Genomic DNA, 17,418 nt, shown 5'->3' with positions numbered 1-17,418 from the left:
ACACAGCACCACCAAGGAGCAGACCCCATGTCCATCAGGAACCTCTTCACCGACTCGAGCGACTGGGGATGTGACATGCACGGACGAGATCTGGAGCGTCGCAACCGTGTGAGCCGCCGGGCCTTCATGCGCAATGGCGCTCTGGCCCTGGTGGGAACCTCGGTGGTTCCGGCGTTCCTCACGCGGTCGATCTACGCAGAGATGGATCGCGCCGCGGCTGCGAACAAGAAGCTCGTCGTCGTCTTTCAGCGCGGGGCCTGCGACGGCCTGAACGTCGTCGTACCCTATGCCGAGAAGAACTACTACGCGATGCGGCCCTCGATCGCGATCCAGCAGAAGGATGTCGTCGATCTCAATGGCTTCTTTGGCCTGCACCCTTCGATGGCTCCCCTGAAGCCGCTTTACGACCAGGGTCACCTCGCCATCATCCACGCCGCAGGTTCGCCTGACCCATCCCGCTCCCACTTCGACGCCCAGGACTACATGGAGTCCGGCACGCCCGGCGTGAAAGTAACGCAGGACGGCTGGTTGAATCGCGCTCTCATCGATGCACCGCAGTCGAATGCGACAGCCTTCCGCGCGGTGGCTCTGGGCACGCAGGTCCCGCGCACGCTGCAGGGAAAGATCCCGGCAATCGCCGTTGCCAACCTTCAGGACTTTTCGGTCGCGGGCCGCGGGCCGCAGACGTCGCCGATCTCAAATGCCTTCCAGGCCATGTACGACCAGAGTACCGACGCGATGCTGCACGGGACCGGGCAGGAGACCTTTGAGGCCGTGCGAATGCTGAAGGCCGCAGACCCGGCACACTACACACCGGCTGCTGGAGCGAACTATCCCAACGCCCCCTTTGGCAACAGCCTCAAGCAGATTGCTCAACTCATGAAGGCGAACCTTGGCGTCGAAGCCGCCTTTGCCGACATCGGCGGCTGGGACACGCACCAGAACCAGGGAGCCGCGACGGGCCAGCTTGCCAATCGTCTGACGGAGTTCTCGAAGTCGATTGCCGCCTTCTGGACCGACATGGGAGACGAAGCCGAGAACATCACACTGGTGACCATGAGCGAGTTCGGCCGCACCGCACGGCAAAACGGTACCGGTGGCACCGATCATGGACATGCGAATGTGATGTTCGTGCTGGGCGGACAGGTAAAAGGTGGCAAGGTCTACGGGAAGTGGCCTGGGCTCTCGAACGAACAGCTTAACGAAGGTCGCGACCTCAAGGTGACGACGGACTTCCGCAATGTGCTGGGTGAAGCCGCGTTCCGATCGCTCGGTTCCCGCGATATGGAACGCGTCTTTCCCGGTTCGAAGGTCAACCAGTCGACGTTCCTGAACTTCGTGTAACGCCTGCAGCCAGGGCGGGTGATGGCGATCACGGGCACGAAGTTTGATCGCAATTACAAAAGGATCACGAAACGGCGGCAGGATTCAGGCAACGTTCCAGAGTGGCACGATTGGTTCCACCAAAGGGCCATTGTCCACACAACTTTTCCCGGATATTACCGTCATATTCCATGTGCGGCGCGATGAGCGCGGCATAACCAGATAGCCGGCCCAGCACTCCCATCGGCAACCGGCTTCCCCTATCCGCATAACCCTCCCCTACCTTTCGTAGTGCCCCCGGAACACCGGGGGCGCTATGCCTTTAGGGCGGCGAACAGGAGAAAAGCGAAAAGCCGATTGGAACTGGACTATTTCCCGAGAACGGGTGTCGGTTGCGCGACATATTGGTCGAGGAAGCGTGCCAGCGCAGCATGTATTGCAGCAGTGTCGCCGACGTTTAACTCGACGGTGGTCTTCGGATCATGCGCGCCAGAGAACGCGACAGGGGCGCGGCTGCTGTTCGTCGAGATCAGCAGCTTCGGCGTGGTGAGCGCTGCAAGGGGAGCCGCCAGCGCGAAATCCTGATCGAAGAGCATGCCGACAGGAACGATCCGCACGCGGCGGTCATGTTCTACGCGATCACGCAGGTCACCATCACCGTTCAGCAAAACGAGCGCAGGAATCTCAGGATGCTTCTGGCATAGATGCACAGCGATCGCAGCGCCCAGGCCTGTTCCAAACACCACAATCTGCTTCGGGGCGATCCCGCGGGTCCCACTCAGGTAGTTCAGGGCGTTCTCGGCATCGGTCTGCATCAGTTGCTGCGTCGGATGACGCCCACCACTCTTGCCGAAGCCGCGGTAGTCGAAGAGCAGCACGTTGAGCCCGGAGTCATGAAGCATCTGCGCTGATGGGAGCGCGTCGCTCATCGAGCCGTCGCCGGAGTGCAGAAAGAGGACTGTATTCGCCGCGCTCGAAGGCGCAGGCATCCACCAGCCATCAAGCTGGGGCTCGCCCGATGCGTCCACGCCGAAGCGAACTTCGTCGAAGGCGAGACCGTCCCTGGCCGGCGTGGAAAGCACCGCGCGGGAGGGCTTCAGCACATATTGCCATTGCGTCTTGTAGAACACGTAGCAGACGAGCAGTTGCGCACAAAACAGCGCAAGCACCACCATGCCGCCCAGCATCTTCGCGATCCACAGCGGATGCACGATCTCGAACACCTGCTTCGGCGTTTGAGTGGCAGACGCCTCGGGGCGGGCGGGCTTCTGTCGGGTGGAGGGGCTGCGCTGGGAGGTTCGGCTGGACATGCTCGTGACTCTTCTAGCATCTCACGCGCCGTCGCATTGATGCGGTGCAGGCAGCTGCGGTTGCACGCGAACCACGCTGTATAAGCGAATCCGCACCATTCGAGCTTTACGGGAATAAACCCTTCTCCACGGCAAACCCAGGAACGGAGTTTTGTCTCTTACCCACTAGCGTTGAAGACATCGACGGGCTGGAGGTGGTGAACCTCCTGAGCAGAGCTTGAATCCGGTCACTCGTTCATCGCAAAGCTTTCGAACACAGGCGCAGACTCTACAAGGTGTGCCCCAACCAGGAGAACCATCCCATGAAGCGTGTATTCCTCTCCCTCGCTGCGCTGCTGTTGCTGGCAGGCGCCTTCAATCCCGCCCAGGCACAGGAGCATCGCCACAGGCACTGCTGGTATAGCCACCACCACCGTCATTGCCGTTGGAGCTAGTCCCGGCCATCTCGTCCAAGCAAAGGCCCGGCAGTTTGCCGGGCCTTTGTGCGTCTGGAGAGAGTGGAAGCTCATCCAAGAGACTGTGCGGGCGAACCCTTCGCGTGAACTTCGCGAAACAAATTGGCGGAAACTCGCCCCCTCGCTGCATTCCTCTCTCTGGACTGCTAAAATCGATTGAATCCGCCCGAAAGGGGAGAGCCCATGCAGGCTATCCTTGCCCTCGAAGACGGACGCCTTTTCCGCGGTAAGGCTCACGGCGCTGCCGTGGAGCGCGTCGGAGAGGTGGTCTTCAACACATCGCTGACTGGCTACCAGGAGATCTTTACCGATCCCTCGTATGCAGGTCAGATCGTCGTACTCACCAATCCCCACATCGGGAATTACGGCACATCCCCCTCTGACGCCGAATCCGTGCGCCCGTACATCGAAGGTCTGGTCGTCCGAGAGTTCTCGCCGGTCAGTTCGAACTGGCGATCGACCGAGGTCGCTGACGAATACCTCGAGCGCACCGGTGTTCCTGTCATCTCCGAGATCGACACCCGCGCCGTGGTGCGGCACCTGCGCGCCAACGGCTGCCTGCGTGGCTGCCTGTCGACCAACGTGTCTGATCCCGACGCGCTGGTGGCGAAAGCTCGCGCACTGCACGTGATGAGCGGCACCGATCTCGCCAGCGTCGTCTCGACCAAGCAGAGCTACACCTGGGATTCGTCCGAGCCGAAGAATGAGACCGGCGACGCGTTCCTGCCGGCCAACGATGCCACCGCGAAGGACAAGCTGCACGTCGTGGCGTATGACTTCGGCATCAAGCAGAACATCCTGCGCATGCTGGCCCGCGAGAACTGCAAGGTCACCGTGGTCCCGGCCAAGACGTCCGCTGCGGATGTCCTCGCGATGAATCCGGACGGCGTGTTCTTCTCCAACGGCCCCGGCGATCCAGAGCCACTCGATTACGCGATCAAGAATGTCCAGGACTTGCAGGGCAAGAAGCCGATCTTCGGCATCTGCCTCGGGCACCAGATCTTCGGCCTTGCGCTGGGCGGCAAGACCTACAAGCTGAAGTTCGGCCACCACGGCGGCAACCACCCCATCAAGAACCTCGAGACGGGCAAGGTCGAGATCACCGCGCAGAACCACAACTTCAACGTCGATCCCGCCACCCTGCCCGACGACGTCGAGCAGACGCACATCAACCTGAACGACCAGACGCTGGCCGGCCTGAAGCACAAGACCGACCCGATGTTCAGCGTGCAGTATCACCCCGAAGCCTCACCCGGACCGCATGACTCGCACTACCTGTTCAAGCAGTTCCGGACGCTGATGGAGGATTGGAAGAAGTAATGCCACGCAGGAATGACATTGCAAAGATCCTGGTCATCGGCTCCGGTCCGATTGTTATCGGGCAGTCCGCTGAGTTCGACTACTCCGGCACGCAGGCCTGCAAGGCGCTCAAGGCCGAAGGCTATGAGGTCGTGCTGGTGAACTCCAACCCGGCGTCCATCATGACGGACCCGGACGTTGCCGACCGCACCTACATCGAGCCGCTGACGATCACCTACCTCACGGAGATCCTCCGCCGCGAGGTAGGGCTGCTCGATCCCAAGCTCGGCAAGTTTGCCGTGCTGCCGACCGTGGGTGGACAGACCGCGCTGAACCTCGCCGTCGATCTCGCCGATGCAGGCGTGCTCGACGAGTTGGGGGTGGAGCTCATCGGCGCCAAGCTGGAGGCCATCAAGAAGGCCGAAGACCGTCTGCTCTTCAAGGACGCGATGACCAAGATCGGCCTCGACATGCCCAAGTCGAAGTTGATCAATAACCTTCGCGACGGTCTTGAGTTCGCTGGCGTGCTGGGCTTCCCGGTGGTCATTCGTCCCAGCTTCACGCTCGGTGGCTCAGGCGGAGGCATCGCCTTCAATCGTGAAGAGCTGATTGAGATCCTGACCCGCGGCCTCGACCTCTCTCCTGTCCACGAGTGCCTGCTCGAAGAGAGCGTACTCGGCTGGAAGGAGTACGAGATGGAGGTGGTGCGCGACCTGAAGGACAACGTCGTCATCATCTGCTCGATCGAGAACTTCGATCCGATGGGCGTGCACACCGGCGACTCGATCACCGTAGCGCCGGCGCAGACGCTCACCGACCGTGAGTTCCAGCGCATGCGTGACGCTTCGATCGCTGTCATTCGCGAGATCGGCGTCGAGACCGGCGGATCCAACGTGCAGTTCGCGGTGAATCCACAGAACGGCCGCATGACGGTCATCGAGATGAACCCACGCGTGTCGCGTTCGTCAGCGCTGGCATCGAAGGCTACCGGATTTCCGATCGCGAAGATTGCGGCGCGTCTCGCCGTCGGCTACACGCTGGACGAGCTGCAGAACGACATCACAAAGGCCACGCCGGCCTGCTTCGAGCCCACCATCGACTACGTGGTGGTGAAGATTCCCAAGTGGCAGTTCGAGAAGTTCCCCGGCGCCGATGAGACGCTGGGCCCGCAGATGAAGTCGGTCGGCGAAGTGATGGCCATCGGCCGGACCTTCAAGGAAGCCATGATGAAGGCCGTGCGTTCGCTTGAGACCGGCAAGAAGGGCGTGATGGATGACATCGATCCGCGCCGCCTTCGCCAGCGTCTTGTGACACCGCACCCGGATCGCCTCTCGTACCTGCGCTATGCCTTCGACAATGGCATGAGCGTGCGCGAAGCGGTGAAGTTCACCGCCATGGATCCCTGGTTCCTGCACCAGATGAAGCAGATCGCGGATGAGCTGAAGGCCGTCGAGGCGATCGGCTACCGCAAGCTCGACGAAGAGACTCTCCGCTCCGCTAAGCGGATGGGCCTCTCCGACGCGCGCATCGCGGCCGCGCTCAAACTCGACGAGAAGGACGGCGCCACCAAAGTGCGTGCCCTACGCCAGGAGCTCGGCATCAAGCCGGTGTACAAGCTTGTCGATACCTGCGCCGCCGAGTTCGAGAGCTTCACGCCCTACATGTACTCCTGCTACGACGAGGAGGACGAGTTCCAGGCGACCGCGAAGAAGAAGGTCATCATCCTGGGCTCGGGGCCGAACCGCATCGGGCAGGGCATTGAGTTCGACTACTGCTGCTGCCATGCTGCGTTTGCGCTGCGCGAAGACGGCTACGAGACGATCATGGTCAACTGCAATCCTGAGACCGTCTCGACCGACTATGACACCTCGGACCGTCTCTACTTCGAGCCCCTGACGCTCGAAGACGTGCTCGCCGTATATGAGCACGAGGCCGCCGCAGGTGCAGACATCGGCATGATCGTGCAGTTCGGCGGACAGACTCCGCTGAACCTCTCCATGCCCCTGAAGAATGCGGGCGTGCCCACTATCGGCACCAGCCCGGAGTCGATCGATCTCGCCGAAGACCGCAAGCGCTTCGGCAAGCTCATCACGGAACTCCAGATTCCTCAGCCGCAGGGAGCCATCGCGACCAACGTCGACGAGGCACTCTCGGGTGCCCGTCGAGTCGAGTACCCGGTGCTCGTCCGTCCAAGCTACGTGCTTGGCGGCCGCGCCATGGTCATCGCCTATGACGACGCCGACATCATCCGCTACATGACCAGCGCCATCGAGTACTCGCAGGACAAGCCGATCCTCATCGATCACTTCCTCGAGGACGCGATGGAGGTCGACGTCGACGCTCTTTGCGATGGCAGAGATGTGGTCATCGCCGGCATCATGCAGCACATCGAGGAAGCCGGCATTCATTCAGGAGACTCATCCTGCGTGCTGCCTTCGGTGGATCTGACGGCCGATGTGCTTGAGACGATCCGCGTGTACACGCGCAAGCTGGCTCTCTCGCTGGACGTCGTGGGTCTGGTGAATCTCCAGTTCGCCGTGCAGCGTGGCAAGGTCTTCGTCATCGAGGTGAACCCACGCGCTTCGCGCACGGTGCCCTATGTCTCGAAGGCTACCGGCGTGCAGCTTGCGAAGATCGCCTCGCGCCTGATGACGGGCCGCAAGCTCATTGAACTGCTGCCCGATGCGGTGGCGAGCGGGGAAGATCTCTCGACAGGGAACCACTACTTCGTCAAGAGCCCGGTCTTTCCATGGGGCAAGTTCCAGGGCGTCGATCCCATCCTCGGGCCGGAGATGCGCTCGACCGGCGAGGTCATGGGCGTTGCGAAGACCTTCGGCGAAGCCTTTGCCAAGGCCCAGATGGCCGCCGGCCAGGTGCTCCCGACCGGTGGCACCGTCTTCTTCAGCGTCAACGACCATGACAAGCCGCACGTCGCGGCGCTCGCCAGGCGGTTCGTCGATATGGGCTTCCGGCTCGTCGCGACCTACGGCACAGCAGAGTTGCTCGAAGACGCGGGCCTGCAGGTGGAGAGCGTCTTCAAGGTGAAGGAAGGCCGCCCCAACGTGGTCGACTTCATCAAGGGCGATCGCATCCAGCTCATCATCAACACGCCCCGCGGCCAGGAGAAGGTCTTCGACGAGCAGGCGATCCGCAAAGCTGCAGTCAATGCCCGCATCCCGACCATCACCACGCTGGCTGCCGCGCACGCCGCCGCCGAAGGCATCGCCGCACTGCAACGAGGCAAGGTGACGGTTGAGTCGCTGCAGGAGCTGCATGCCGCGCGCGTTGCCGTCCCGGTCACTCAGTAGACTCACTCCAACGCAAAGCGGCGCATCCCATCGGATGCGCCGCTTCATTTTTAACTGAACCCGGATCTTCAGCTAGACTTCAACGCGCTTCGTCGCTCCCAGCGCAGAGCCTATGGCGTAGCCGACCATCGCGACCGGAATCCAGCAGCCGACGAGCGGACCCGCACCATCCATGAGTCCGCTGCCATGATAGAAGTCGAAGAAGGTGCGCCAGATTCTGAGCAGGAGATGCCCAGGGCCACACTCGGCACAGAGTCCCGGTCCGGTCTGCAGATCGATGACCCACACCGAAGCGCCGAGTAACACAATCAATCCTGCAATCCACACGTACCGGCCGCCATTGTTGCCCGTAAACCGGGCCACGAGTGCGCCGACGATGGTGGCGACGGCAAAGCTCAACGCGGTGAGGGTGAGCTTCGGGCCGGCGGCAGTCGGATCTGGACGTGTGATGCCGACCCCGATAACGAGAACCAAGACGACGAACACGGCGATGAGGTTATGGCCCGCGAACCACGATGCCTCGCGCCCCAGGTCACCCATTGACTTGTTGTATTTATCCTCAGCTCCGCCGCTCATCGAACACCCGTCTCTCAGATTAGGATGCACCGGACTAAACTGGGAATGACACATTATGTTGATATCCGGAATCCACGTCCCATTGACCGCGCCGTTCTACCTCGACCAGCGCAGCTACCTGCGGAAGCTCGAGCACAACGTCCGCCGCTATTCGCTGACTCCTGCTTCAGCCCTGGTCGCATTTGCCCCGGGCAGTGAGGGCGACGGGCTTTCCGACAATGAGATCGCCGAGTCTCTGGCCTCGATCGTCGAATGCGCGGCGAAGGAGAAGGTGCTCGTCGCTGGGCTTCCACGGACGAGCGTAAGGTCCGCGCTTGCCATCGCAGTGCAGGCGGAGGCCGCAGGCTTCGACGCCGTGCTTGTGTCCGCGCCTCTGGATGCCGCCTCGCTTAAGCAGGAGGAGCGCCTCGTGTGGTTCCGGGCTATCGCGGATGGCTCGCCGCTGCCTGTCATGCTCTACAGCGACGCAAACATCGGGGCGACACTGTCCGTCGCCGAGGCCGCGGCTCTGGCGCATCACCCAAATGTTCTCGGGCTGTATGACGCAGCCCTGACCGTGGACCGATTTGCCGCCATCACCGCCGCAGCCCAAATTCGTCGCGATGTCACAGTAACGACGATCTTTGAGCCGGTGACGCGCCGAATGCTACGGGTGGAACCGGTGCAGACGAACCTCGTTACCATCGGTGAAGTGGGTGGAACCGCGGTTGCGGTTGCGCCTGCCGCCCCGGCGATCAAGACGCGAACCAGAGCAGTTGGCTTTCAGATCATCGCCGCAGGCCGCATCACCGGGGCCGTGGAGTTGCTGCAGGCTGGCGTTCCCGGGCTGATGCCATCGCTCGCGGCATCCGCTCCGCAGGGCTGCCACGAGGTCTTTGCAGCCTTCAAGGATGGCGACCCCGCGCTAGCCGCGCTCAAGGCGGCTCGACTTGCCTCTGTCGATGACGCTGCAACGGCGTTAGGCATTGCCGCGATCAAGTATGGCTGCGACCTCAATGGCTACTACGGCGGCCCACCACGCCTTCCTCGTGTGCCGCTGACGGCGTCGGATAAAGAGCTCGTTGAGCGGGCACTGGGAAGCGTCAGGAACTGAGCTCCGCCCCGAGGCGCTGCATGAAGTCACGACAAAGGCCACGGCAATCGCCGTGGCCTTTGTCATTCACTCAGCGTCTTAGCGTAGGGAAGCGAGCTTGGTACGGGCCTGGACTGCCTCTGGGGAGTTGGGATAGCGCTGAATCAGCGCCCGCAGCTCGCGCTGGGCATTCTCCTGCTGCTTCATGGCGATCATCGCTTCGGCACGATGGAGACGGGCTGCAGGAAGTTTGGAGTTGTCGGGGTAGTTGTCGATGACCTGCGTATACGCCTTGATGGCAGGGCTGGGCTTGTTGCCACGCAGGTTCATCTCGCCGATGTAGAAATAGGCGTTTCCCGAGAGATTGTCGTTCGGATAAGCCTGAATGAGGTTCGTGAACTCCGTCGTCGCCAGGCTGTACTTGGCCGTAACGTAATCACCGTACGCGGTGTGGTACATGTCGCCGGCCGACAGCCCGGGGCTTGGCGACTGCGTGCCGGGGTCGTTTCCGGCTTGCGGCGCTGAGGGGGCCGGCCCGCCGAAGCCCCCCTGTGGAGGGTTTACAGGAGCAGGAGCGCCTCCGGACGCCGGCAGCGGCGCACCTTGCTGGACGCCCTGCGGAAGCCCCTGCAGGATCGAGTTTGCCGCAGCCTGCTGGCTCTGGACATCAGCAAGCGCCTTCTCCATCCGATTCAGCCGGGCCTTCAACTCGTCTACCGAATCATTCAACGACTGCATCTGGCCGGAGAGCTGGTCATGCTTCGCGGACTCTGCATCCTGCACATTCTGCAGCTTGAGCTGGAGTCCGTTGACCGTCACCGCCATCTTGTTCACGGAGTCGGCAGTCTGCTGCACCAGGTCCTTCAGAACGCCCATGCGCTCGTCATTGGCCTGGGTCAGCCGGGCAACGGCGTCCTGCAGCTCCTGCACCTGCGTCTGCAGCTGAACCATGTCTTTATTGACGGCATGGGCAGGTGTCGTGCACAGACTCAGTCCCAGAACTGCGAGGGCTGCTGTGCTTCGAAAGGTGGTGCGGAGTTGGCGTTGGGTCATCATCGGGGGTCTTCACTCCTGGGCAGGTTGCAGCGAAACGAGCTGAAGGCGGGTGCGCTCGGCGTCAAGAATCTCTGCAACCATCGTCCACAATGGGACGCCTGTAAGGCAAGCGGCGCACGTCAGTCGGAACTCAGAAGACGCGCGCCACGATGGAGATTGCTGCACGAAGTTCCGCGCCGAGCCGGTCGAGATGACCGGCCCGGCGTAACGGTTAGCGGTCGAGTGAGAACTGATCCCGGCGATTCTGCTGCCAGCAGCTCTCGGACTCCTCGGTGCAGAATTGGCGCTCTTTGCCATAGCTCACAACGCGGACGCGATTCGGAGACACGCCGGCATTCACGAGAGCGGTCTTGGCCGAGTTGGCGCGGTTCTCACCCAGGGTGATGTTGTACTCGGCGGAGCCGCGATCGTCGCAGTAGCCGGCGACCAACACCTTCACCGCGGGGTGAGCGTTCAGGTAGCGAGCGGCAGATGACACCGAGGACTGGGCGTCGGGCCGGAGCTCGTAGCTGTCGTAGTCGAAGAAGAGATCCTTCACGTTGGCCTTGAACTCTGCCTCGGAACCCATATTGCCGTCGTCGTTTCCTGTAGGCCCGGTAGGCGCCTCGGGAATTCGCACGGTGACGCGAACGTTGGCCTCCGTCGTACCACCGTCACCCTTCGCGACCAGGTGGAAGTTGGTCGAGTTCGCTGGAGACACCGTCGTGGTGCCGTTGACGTTCACCTGGCCGATGCCGTCGATGCTCACGCTCGTGGCATTCGTTGTCCTCCAGTTCAGCACCACGGACTGGCCCAGGTCGATTGCCAGCGGGTCCGCCGAAATGGAGGCCGTCGGGGCCGGAACGCTGCTGGGCGCCTCGGTATTCGCCGGGGGCAGGTCATTGACCTTCTTCTTGCAGCCCGCCGCCGTCAGCATCAGCAGAGCGGCTGCGCCGGCGACGATTGCCGTCCGCATCCTCTGCCCGTTCATGAACTCAGTCTTCCGTTCGTTCGCCATGAGCATCATCCTTAGATTGTTGCAAGATTTGCAGTCCCATTGGTCTATCCGCTTTCGCGGTGCCCGCAGTAGCTGCCCGGTCCCGAAGTATTTTGCGCGGTGAGCCAGACCGCGCCAAAGGTTTCAGTATCGGAGTACGATACTATTTCATTATATCGAAACTATTTACTTCCAACTCCAGTTGGGCATATCTGCGCCTGCACCCGTAAGTGCTTTCCGGTCAGTTCCATCTGCAAGCATCCCCATGATCCGGGTATGATTCGCGCGGCCGTCGGGGGAGTTTGCAAAGGCAATGTGGCGACCGTCAGGGGACCAGGTGGGGAAGTCGCAGCGCCCGATTCCGTTCGTTAGCTGGATCCATCGCTTGGTTGCGACCTCCATCACGTAGATATCCTGACCGCCCGGCGCACCCGGACCGTACTTGCGATCCCACGCGAAGGCGATGAATTGCCCGTTCGGTGACCAGGAGGGCGAGGAAGCGTACCCGCCATCGGTCATACGCGTGACCCCGGAGCCGTCCGAATCCATTGTGTAGAGCTGCGGCAGCCCCGTCCGTCCGCTAATGAACCCGATCTGCGAACCGGTCTTCGGGTTCCAGGTGGGAGACGAATCAAACCCGAAGCTGGTGAGCCTGCGAGCCATCGCTCCCTGCGGGTCGGAGACCCAGATATCGTTGCGCCCCAAACGTGAGGACGAGAAGGCAAGCTGGCTCCCACCCGGACCCCAGGCTGGAGAGATATTCGAACCGCCAGCCGTCGGAAAAGCGACGGGACGATTCAGCAACAGCGAGTACATCTTGATCTGGAAGCCATCGCGGGAAAGGGCACTGAACGCAATTCGCGAATTGTCGGGCGAGACACGAGGAGAGATGGCATCGGTACCCAGATGCGTCAGAATATGCTGGTTGGCGCCGTCGAAGTCCATCTCGGCGATCTCTTTGACGCCGTCGCCCATCAGCCGAACGTAGTAGATCTTCGACTCGGCGATGCCGGGGACGCCACCGGACAAGCGGAAGATGATCTCATCGGCGAAGCGGTGGGCGACCTGACGGGCAGCATCGTCGGTGGCTTCGTCCGTATACATCTTCGTGAAGATCAACGGGTACTGGGCGTTCTTCGCGTCATCGAGGAAGCCGTTGACCACGAGCTTCCCGGCGCTGACATTGAGGTTGCCGAAAGCCACCATCGACGCCGAGGTCGGCGCGGAGGCCCACTGCGCGATGCTGATCTCCTGCTGCGAGCCGGGAGTAGCCGTGGGCTGCATCGACTTCGAAACCATGTCGAAGATGCCTGCCGAGCTGAGATCGCTGAAGAGCGTTGTGTCGAAGACGCGCTTCTCCGACGACGCCTGCGGATCGGCGCTCAGCGGCTTGAAGTCCGCCGCAGCGACGCGAATCTTGTCCGCAGCGCCCTTGTTGATCTCCATCTGGTACCAGTCCTGCGCGCAGGCGACATGCCCGCAGGCCAACGCCGCCAGAAGGACTGTACTGGCTGTCAAGGTACTGGCTTTTTTCACGCTGTCGAGATTCAGGGCGATCTCCTCTCTAAAATGGTAGACGCTGCTCCGGTGGGAATCAGCTGCTTGGAAGACAACAACTTAGGTCCACGTCTCTGCGGTTGGACGGCGCCGCCGTACGCTCACTGGGTGTGGAAGTCGAACTTGTATTCGATAGTGATGTGGTCTCCCGCTGGAAGATTTCCGAAGGTATCGATGCGCTGGATGGCGGCCATCGCCGCGGCGTCTAGCGTCGGAGAGCCGCTTCGCTGGTAAAGCCTGAGGTTCTGCACCGTGCCGTCCCTCTCAATGTCAAAGACGACCACGGCGCTCTTGCCATTGGATGCGATCGCGCTGATCCCGTCGGTAAAGTAGCTCTGGGCAACCTTGCGGCCGATGATCCCAAAGTAGTAGGCATAACGCGCACCATAGACGCGGTCGGGCACCGTGAGGCTTGCCGTGCCGTTCTTCACCTGGGTCACGGACATGGGCAGCTGTGTGGCGACCTCACCACTGGCGGCCTTGGTGGTATCCGGTGTGGGCTGCGGATGCTTGGGTGGCGCGGGCGCGGGGATGGGCGCAATCTTGGCAGGCTGTGTCTTGGCCTTGACCTCAATGTCCGTAGGCCTGGGTGGAGGCTGTGTTTCGACCTTTGGTGGAGGTGCAGGGGCTTCGCTCGCATTCTCCGTCGCCAGCACAGACTTCTCAACGGGCGCAGCCTTCTGGGGCAGGGGGATCGCTGAGACCATTGAGGCCTGGATCGCTCCGGCGTTGGCCTCGGGGCCACCCCAGCGATCATGCAGCATCAGGCCGGTCCAGGCAGCCGCACCAACGCCCGCCACCACAAGCAGGTGCAGCGTGATCGACAAGCCCATCCCTCCGCCGAAACGCTCCTCGGTGGCGATGTTGCGATGCTGGATTACGGTCGTGCTCATCGTTCTTTCCCAGTCGAACTGGCGCTGTTCTGTGCTCTGCGATTACTTTTCTACCGGCCGCGTCACGATGCTGATGTTCGTGACGCCTGCACTCTTCACCGCGTCCATCACCGAAGCGAAGGCTCCGAACGGGACGCTCTGATCCGCTCGGACATACACCACCCGCTTGGTGTCGGGCGTCGCGGGAAGCGCGCTCAAGGCTCCCGCAAGTTCATTTACGTTGACCAGCTTGTCCTGCAGGTAGACGTTTCGATCCTTGTCGATCGTGATGACGGTGTGGACCTCTGTAAGCTGGTTGACGGTCCGCGTCTGAGGAACCGCCACGAGGATGCCCGACTGGAGCACCGGTGCGGTGAGCATGAAGATCAGCAGCAGCACCAGGACTACGTCGACCAACGGCGTGATGTTGATTTCGGCGAGCGCCGTCTGTGTCCGGCCACGCATCGAGAAGGCCATTAGTAGCCCCTCCGCCTTGGATCGTCCTGCGGGATCGCGGTGGGATGGACTCCGGAGTAGCCGTCACGTCCCTGGCTGCTCATCAGCGCAGCGTTCTCAATGGCATTGAGCAGCTCGCGGCCGAAGTCATCCATGCGCGAGGCAAACTCGCGCAGCCGCGCGGTCAGCTGGTTGTAGCCCACCAGGGCAGGGATGGCTACGATCAGGCCCGCAGCGGTGGTGATCAGCGCCTCCGAGATGCCCGGAGCCACGGCGCGCAGCGAGGCAGCGCCCTCCGTGCCCAGGCCATGGAAGGCGTCGACGATGCCCATCACCGTTCCGAACAGGCCGATGAAGGTGGCCGACTGCGCAATCGTGGCGAGCCACGTCATGCGGCTTTCCATCAGCGTCAGCGACTCGCTTGCCGCCGTGAGCGCCGCGCGCTCCAGGGCCTGCGGGTTCGGAGGTACGCCGCGGCCACCCTGGCGCTGATACTCGTCGTGGATCTCACGAAAGATCTCTACCAGAGGGCTGGGGCGAAACTGGTCCGCCAGCGCGGCAATCTCGCTCAACCGGCCGGATTTACGGAAGGCGCGGACGAACCGGCGGTTTTGCGTATCGGCCGAGCGGAAGAAGCGCCACTTGGAGATCATGATCGCCCACGAGAAGATGCTGGCCAGCAGCAGGACGATCAGGACCGCGTCGGCGACCGGGCCGGAGTTGCGCAGCATCTCCACCAGCGCGCTCTGGTGAGCGCCTGCGGGCGCAGGGCCAAGCGGGCTGGCGGCAGGCGAGTCTTGAAGGAAAAGGGCGAGAGCGTACAGGTTCATCGGCTTCCAGTGTACTCGTAGGTCGTAACTCGATTGTTGTGATGCGCCTGCAATGCAATACAGCGCAGAGCCCGTTGATCTTTGGATGGTAATCGCAGACCGTTGAGCCGTATGGCTCTTGAGGTTCGACGCAAATTTGCCCGGACAGTCGCGCGAGAACGTTGGAACCTGGCTCTCAGGTATCTGCGCATGCACATGGGGCTCGCTCTCACAAGCGGCCCTGCTATGCTCACGGTGAAACTGCCTGTCATACCGTATGCTGCTGGAACTTCGCGCCGAAAACTACGCTGTCATCGACCACGCGGTCGCCGGATTTGGCCCGGGACTGAACCTGTTGACGGGCGAAACCGGTGCCGGCAAATCGATTTTGATCGATGCGCTGGCCCTTCTGCTCGGCGGCAAGGGCTCGAGTGACGTCGTGCGTCATGGGGCCGAGCGGGCTGTTCTCGGGTGCGTCTTCGAGTCCACTGCAGGAGCCGAGGCGATCCTTGAAGCCAACGGCATCGACCCCGAGGGCGAGGAAATTCTGCTTCGCCGCGAGATCGGCGCGACTGGCAAAGGGCGAGTCTTCATCAACAACCAGCCCGCAACTGTGGGAGTGCTGCGCGCCCTGGCTCCGGAGCTGGCGCTGGTGCATGCCCAGTCCGAGACGCTGATCGCCTTCGACGCCGAACAACAGAGGCTCCTTCTTGACCGCTACGGGGACATCACCACGGAGCTCACCGCGGCGGCCTATACCAGCTGGAAGGAGATCGCAGCCCGCCTCGCGGAGCTGCGCGCCGCCGATCAGGATCGCCTGCGTCTCATCGACCTGTGGAGCTTCCAGGCGAAGGAGATCAGCGCGGCAAAGATCGAAGATGCCGAGGAGGACATGCGGCTCGAGACCGAAAAGCGCGTCCTCGCGAACTCCGAACGCTTATTTACGGCCGCAAATGCTGCTCAGGAGATCCTCTACGAGGCCGAGGTCTCGGCGGAATCTCTCCTGGGGGCAGCGATCCGCCACGTCGAAGACCTAGCCCGGTTCGAACCGAAGTTCGCGGAGACGGTGCAGCAACTCACGGCAGCGAAGGCCTCCGTCGAGGACGTCGCAGCGACGCTGCGTGACTTTGCCGGCGATGTAACGGCGTCTCCCGAGCGACTCGAAGATATCGAGGATCGACTCGCCATCCTCGATCGCCTGAAGCGCAAGTACGGCAGCTTTGACTCGCTCACCGGTCTCGCTGCCGTGATCGCATTTGGCGAGGACGCAGAGCGCAAGCTCGGCGAGATGGAAAATCGCGAGCAGCGGCAGGCACAGCTCGAGCGCGAGCTCACCGTGGCCGCGGGCATGTACAAGGCCGCCGCGAACGACCTGACCGCACAGCGCCAGGCTGCGGCGAAGAAGCTGGCGAAGTCTGCCGAGAGGAACATCAACGAGCTCGCTATGAGCGCTCGCTTTGCCGTCGAAGTTGTACCAGGACAGGAGACCTCCCACTGGAGCGCGGCGGGCTGGGACACCGTCTCCTGCACGATCGCGACGAATGCTGGCGAGCCGCTGAAGCCTCTGGCTGAGGTTGCGTCGGGCGGTGAACTCTCCCGCGTGATGCTGGCGCTGAAGGTCTCCGTCGAAGAAGGCGAAAACGCCTCTGCCCGACGGCGCAAGACGCAGCTACCACGCACCCTGGTCTTCGACGAGATCGATATCGGCATTGGTGGCCGCGCGGCGGAGGCAGTTGGGCAGAAGCTGAAGGCGCTCTCACGCGTACAGCAGGTCATCTGCATCACGCACCTGCCACAGATCGCGGCCTTTGCCGACCAGCACTTTCTCATCGAGAAGAGCGAAAAGCGGGGCCGTACCCAGACCGGCGTGCGCCAGATCGACCCCAACGAGCGCGTTGAAGAGATTGCGCGAATGCTCTCCGGGGCCGAACTGACCGATACGTCGCTTCGTCACGCGGAAAAGATGCTTGAGCAGGCACGCTAACGGTTTCGCCACAGAACGCGGCAGCTGGCACGACTCAACGCGGGATGCGAAAGGTGCTTGCATCGTCGCTGCAGCATGCGTTTATGATGTGGGCAGCATCCCCAGCAATTCCGCCAGCTAGAACCATCGTTTCAATCGAAACCAGTTCTGAGGAGATCTCCATGTCCGAGCCGACGAAGTGCGCCCACGAGTTGTGTACCTGCACCTGCCCCCCAGGCGAAAAGTATTGCTGCCAGCTTTGCGAAGATTCAAGTGACACCATGACCTTGTCCTGCGACTGCCGCCACACGGAGTGCGGCGGGGAGATGTAGTTCGTTCTCTTTGACCTGGAGCGCGGATATCGCAACACGGGTGTCCGCGCCGGG

14 protein-coding genes are annotated in these 17,418 nt (G+C 62.1%); 6 read left to right on the top strand and 8 right to left on the bottom strand.

What is annotated here, in order from left to right; genetic code table 11:
- Positions 1-27 precede the first annotated feature (27 nt).
- Entirely contained in the window at positions 28-1,344 is a 1,317-nt protein-coding gene (locus C4S68_RS04240; RefSeq protein ID WP_103931729.1) for a DUF1501 domain-containing protein, read from the top strand.
- A gap of 347 nt (positions 1,345-1,691) precedes the next feature.
- Here C4S68_RS04240 and C4S68_RS04235 read toward each other — a convergent pair whose 3' ends face one another.
- On the bottom strand, positions 1,692-2,633 hold the full coding sequence (locus tag C4S68_RS04235) for an alpha/beta hydrolase (protein WP_103931728.1): 942 nt from the start codon (positions 2,631-2,633) through the stop codon (positions 1,692-1,694).
- 302 nt (positions 2,634-2,935) lie between these two features.
- On the opposite strand from C4S68_RS04235, the gene C4S68_RS23765 reads away from it, so the two are divergent.
- From C4S68_RS23765 to carB, 3 genes are all read left to right on the top strand, one after another.
- Positions 2,936-3,067, top strand: a complete 132-nt coding sequence (locus tag C4S68_RS23765; RefSeq protein WP_268807254.1) for a hypothetical protein — start codon at positions 2,936-2,938, stop codon at positions 3,065-3,067.
- 204 nt (positions 3,068-3,271) lie between these two features.
- Positions 3,272-4,408, top strand: a complete 1,137-nt coding sequence (gene carA, locus C4S68_RS04230; RefSeq protein ID WP_103931727.1) for a glutamine-hydrolyzing carbamoyl-phosphate synthase small subunit — start codon at positions 3,272-3,274, stop codon at positions 4,406-4,408.
- Positions 4,408-7,695 (top strand): carbamoyl-phosphate synthase large subunit, encoded by a 3,288-nt coding sequence (gene carB, locus C4S68_RS04225; protein WP_103931726.1) that lies wholly within the window; start codon positions 4,408-4,410, stop codon positions 7,693-7,695. Before carA ends, carB begins: the two co-directional genes overlap by 1 nt.
- Before the next feature lie 72 nt (positions 7,696-7,767).
- Here the strand turns inward: carB and C4S68_RS04220 are convergent, their stop codons facing one another.
- Positions 7,768-8,271 carry a hypothetical protein gene (locus tag C4S68_RS04220; protein WP_103931725.1) on the bottom strand — a complete coding sequence of 168 codons (504 nt, stop codon included), beginning with the start codon at positions 8,269-8,271 and terminating at the stop codon, positions 7,768-7,770.
- Between the two features lie 55 nt (positions 8,272-8,326).
- On the opposite strand from C4S68_RS04220, the gene C4S68_RS04215 reads away from it, so the two are divergent.
- Positions 8,327-9,364, top strand: a complete 1,038-nt coding sequence (locus C4S68_RS04215) for a dihydrodipicolinate synthase family protein (RefSeq protein WP_103931724.1) — start codon at positions 8,327-8,329, stop codon at positions 9,362-9,364.
- 78 nt (positions 9,365-9,442) lie between these two features.
- Here the strand turns inward: C4S68_RS04215 and C4S68_RS04210 are convergent, their stop codons facing one another.
- The 6 genes from C4S68_RS04210 to C4S68_RS04185 form a co-directional block, all read right to left on the bottom strand.
- Positions 9,443-10,399, bottom strand: a complete 957-nt coding sequence (locus C4S68_RS04210) for a tetratricopeptide repeat protein (RefSeq protein WP_235011336.1) — start codon at positions 10,397-10,399, stop codon at positions 9,443-9,445.
- A gap of 211 nt (positions 10,400-10,610) precedes the next feature.
- On the bottom strand, positions 10,611-11,396 hold the full coding sequence (locus tag C4S68_RS04205; protein ID WP_235011335.1) for an OmpA family protein: 786 nt from the start codon (positions 11,394-11,396) through the stop codon (positions 10,611-10,613).
- Between the two features lie 165 nt (positions 11,397-11,561).
- Entirely contained in the window at positions 11,562-12,893 is a 1,332-nt protein-coding gene (locus C4S68_RS04200) for a translocation protein TolB (protein WP_235011334.1), read from the bottom strand.
- 140 nt (positions 12,894-13,033) lie between these two features.
- The gene (locus tag C4S68_RS04195; RefSeq protein ID WP_103931722.1) at positions 13,034-13,825 is read right to left on the bottom strand and encodes a TonB family protein; all 792 of its coding nucleotides are present in this window, start codon (positions 13,823-13,825) and stop codon (positions 13,034-13,036) included.
- Between the two features lie 42 nt (positions 13,826-13,867).
- Entirely contained in the window at positions 13,868-14,281 is a 414-nt protein-coding gene (locus tag C4S68_RS04190; RefSeq protein WP_103931721.1) for an ExbD/TolR family protein, read from the bottom strand.
- Positions 14,281-15,090, bottom strand: a complete 810-nt coding sequence (locus C4S68_RS04185) for a MotA/TolQ/ExbB proton channel family protein (protein WP_103931720.1) — start codon at positions 15,088-15,090, stop codon at positions 14,281-14,283. The genes C4S68_RS04190 and C4S68_RS04185 overlap by 1 nt, the downstream gene beginning before the upstream one ends.
- Before the next feature lie 256 nt (positions 15,091-15,346).
- Here C4S68_RS04185 and recN point away from each other — a divergent pair, with 256 nt between their 5' ends.
- The gene (recN, locus tag C4S68_RS04180) at positions 15,347-17,053 is read left to right on the top strand and encodes a DNA repair protein RecN (protein WP_103931719.1); all 1,707 of its coding nucleotides are present in this window, start codon (positions 15,347-15,349) and stop codon (positions 17,051-17,053) included.
- The last annotated feature ends 365 nt before the right edge of the window (positions 17,054-17,418 follow it).

Source organism: Bryocella elongata (assembly GCF_900108185.1).
GTDB classification, from domain to species: domain Bacteria; phylum Acidobacteriota; class Terriglobia; order Terriglobales; family Acidobacteriaceae; genus Granulicella; species Granulicella elongata.
The sequence above is the reverse complement of the archived record's forward strand: the minus strand, read 5'-3'. Positions and strand labels throughout refer to the sequence as shown.

What these genes read in the sequence shown, in the direction of transcription:
- C4S68_RS04240 (WP_103931729.1), top strand. Translation starts at nt 28, where the DNA reads ATGTCCATCAGGAACCTCTTCACCGACTCGAGCGACTGGGGATGTGAC.
- C4S68_RS04235 (WP_103931728.1), bottom strand. Translation starts at nt 2,633, where the DNA reads ATGTCCAGCCGAACCTCCCAGCGCAGCCCCTCCACCCGACAGAAGCCC.
- C4S68_RS23765 (WP_268807254.1), top strand. Translation starts at nt 2,936, where the DNA reads ATGAAGCGTGTATTCCTCTCCCTCGCTGCGCTGCTGTTGCTGGCAGGC.
- carA (WP_103931727.1), top strand. Translation starts at nt 3,272, where the DNA reads ATGCAGGCTATCCTTGCCCTCGAAGACGGACGCCTTTTCCGCGGTAAG.
- carB (WP_103931726.1), top strand. Translation starts at nt 4,408, where the DNA reads ATGCCACGCAGGAATGACATTGCAAAGATCCTGGTCATCGGCTCCGGT.
- C4S68_RS04220 (WP_103931725.1), bottom strand. Translation starts at nt 8,271, where the DNA reads ATGAGCGGCGGAGCTGAGGATAAATACAACAAGTCAATGGGTGACCTG.
- C4S68_RS04215 (WP_103931724.1), top strand. Translation starts at nt 8,327, where the DNA reads ATGTTGATATCCGGAATCCACGTCCCATTGACCGCGCCGTTCTACCTC.
- C4S68_RS04210 (WP_235011336.1), bottom strand. Translation starts at nt 10,399, where the DNA reads ATGATGACCCAACGCCAACTCCGCACCACCTTTCGAAGCACAGCAGCC.
- C4S68_RS04205 (WP_235011335.1), bottom strand. Translation starts at nt 11,396, where the DNA reads ATGGCGAACGAACGGAAGACTGAGTTCATGAACGGGCAGAGGATGCGG.
- C4S68_RS04195 (WP_103931722.1), bottom strand. Translation starts at nt 13,825, where the DNA reads ATGAGCACGACCGTAATCCAGCATCGCAACATCGCCACCGAGGAGCGT.
- C4S68_RS04190 (WP_103931721.1), bottom strand. Translation starts at nt 14,281, where the DNA reads ATGGCCTTCTCGATGCGTGGCCGGACACAGACGGCGCTCGCCGAAATC.
- C4S68_RS04185 (WP_103931720.1), bottom strand. Translation starts at nt 15,090, where the DNA reads ATGAACCTGTACGCTCTCGCCCTTTTCCTTCAAGACTCGCCTGCCGCC.
- recN (WP_103931719.1), top strand. Translation starts at nt 15,347, where the DNA reads ATGCTGCTGGAACTTCGCGCCGAAAACTACGCTGTCATCGACCACGCG.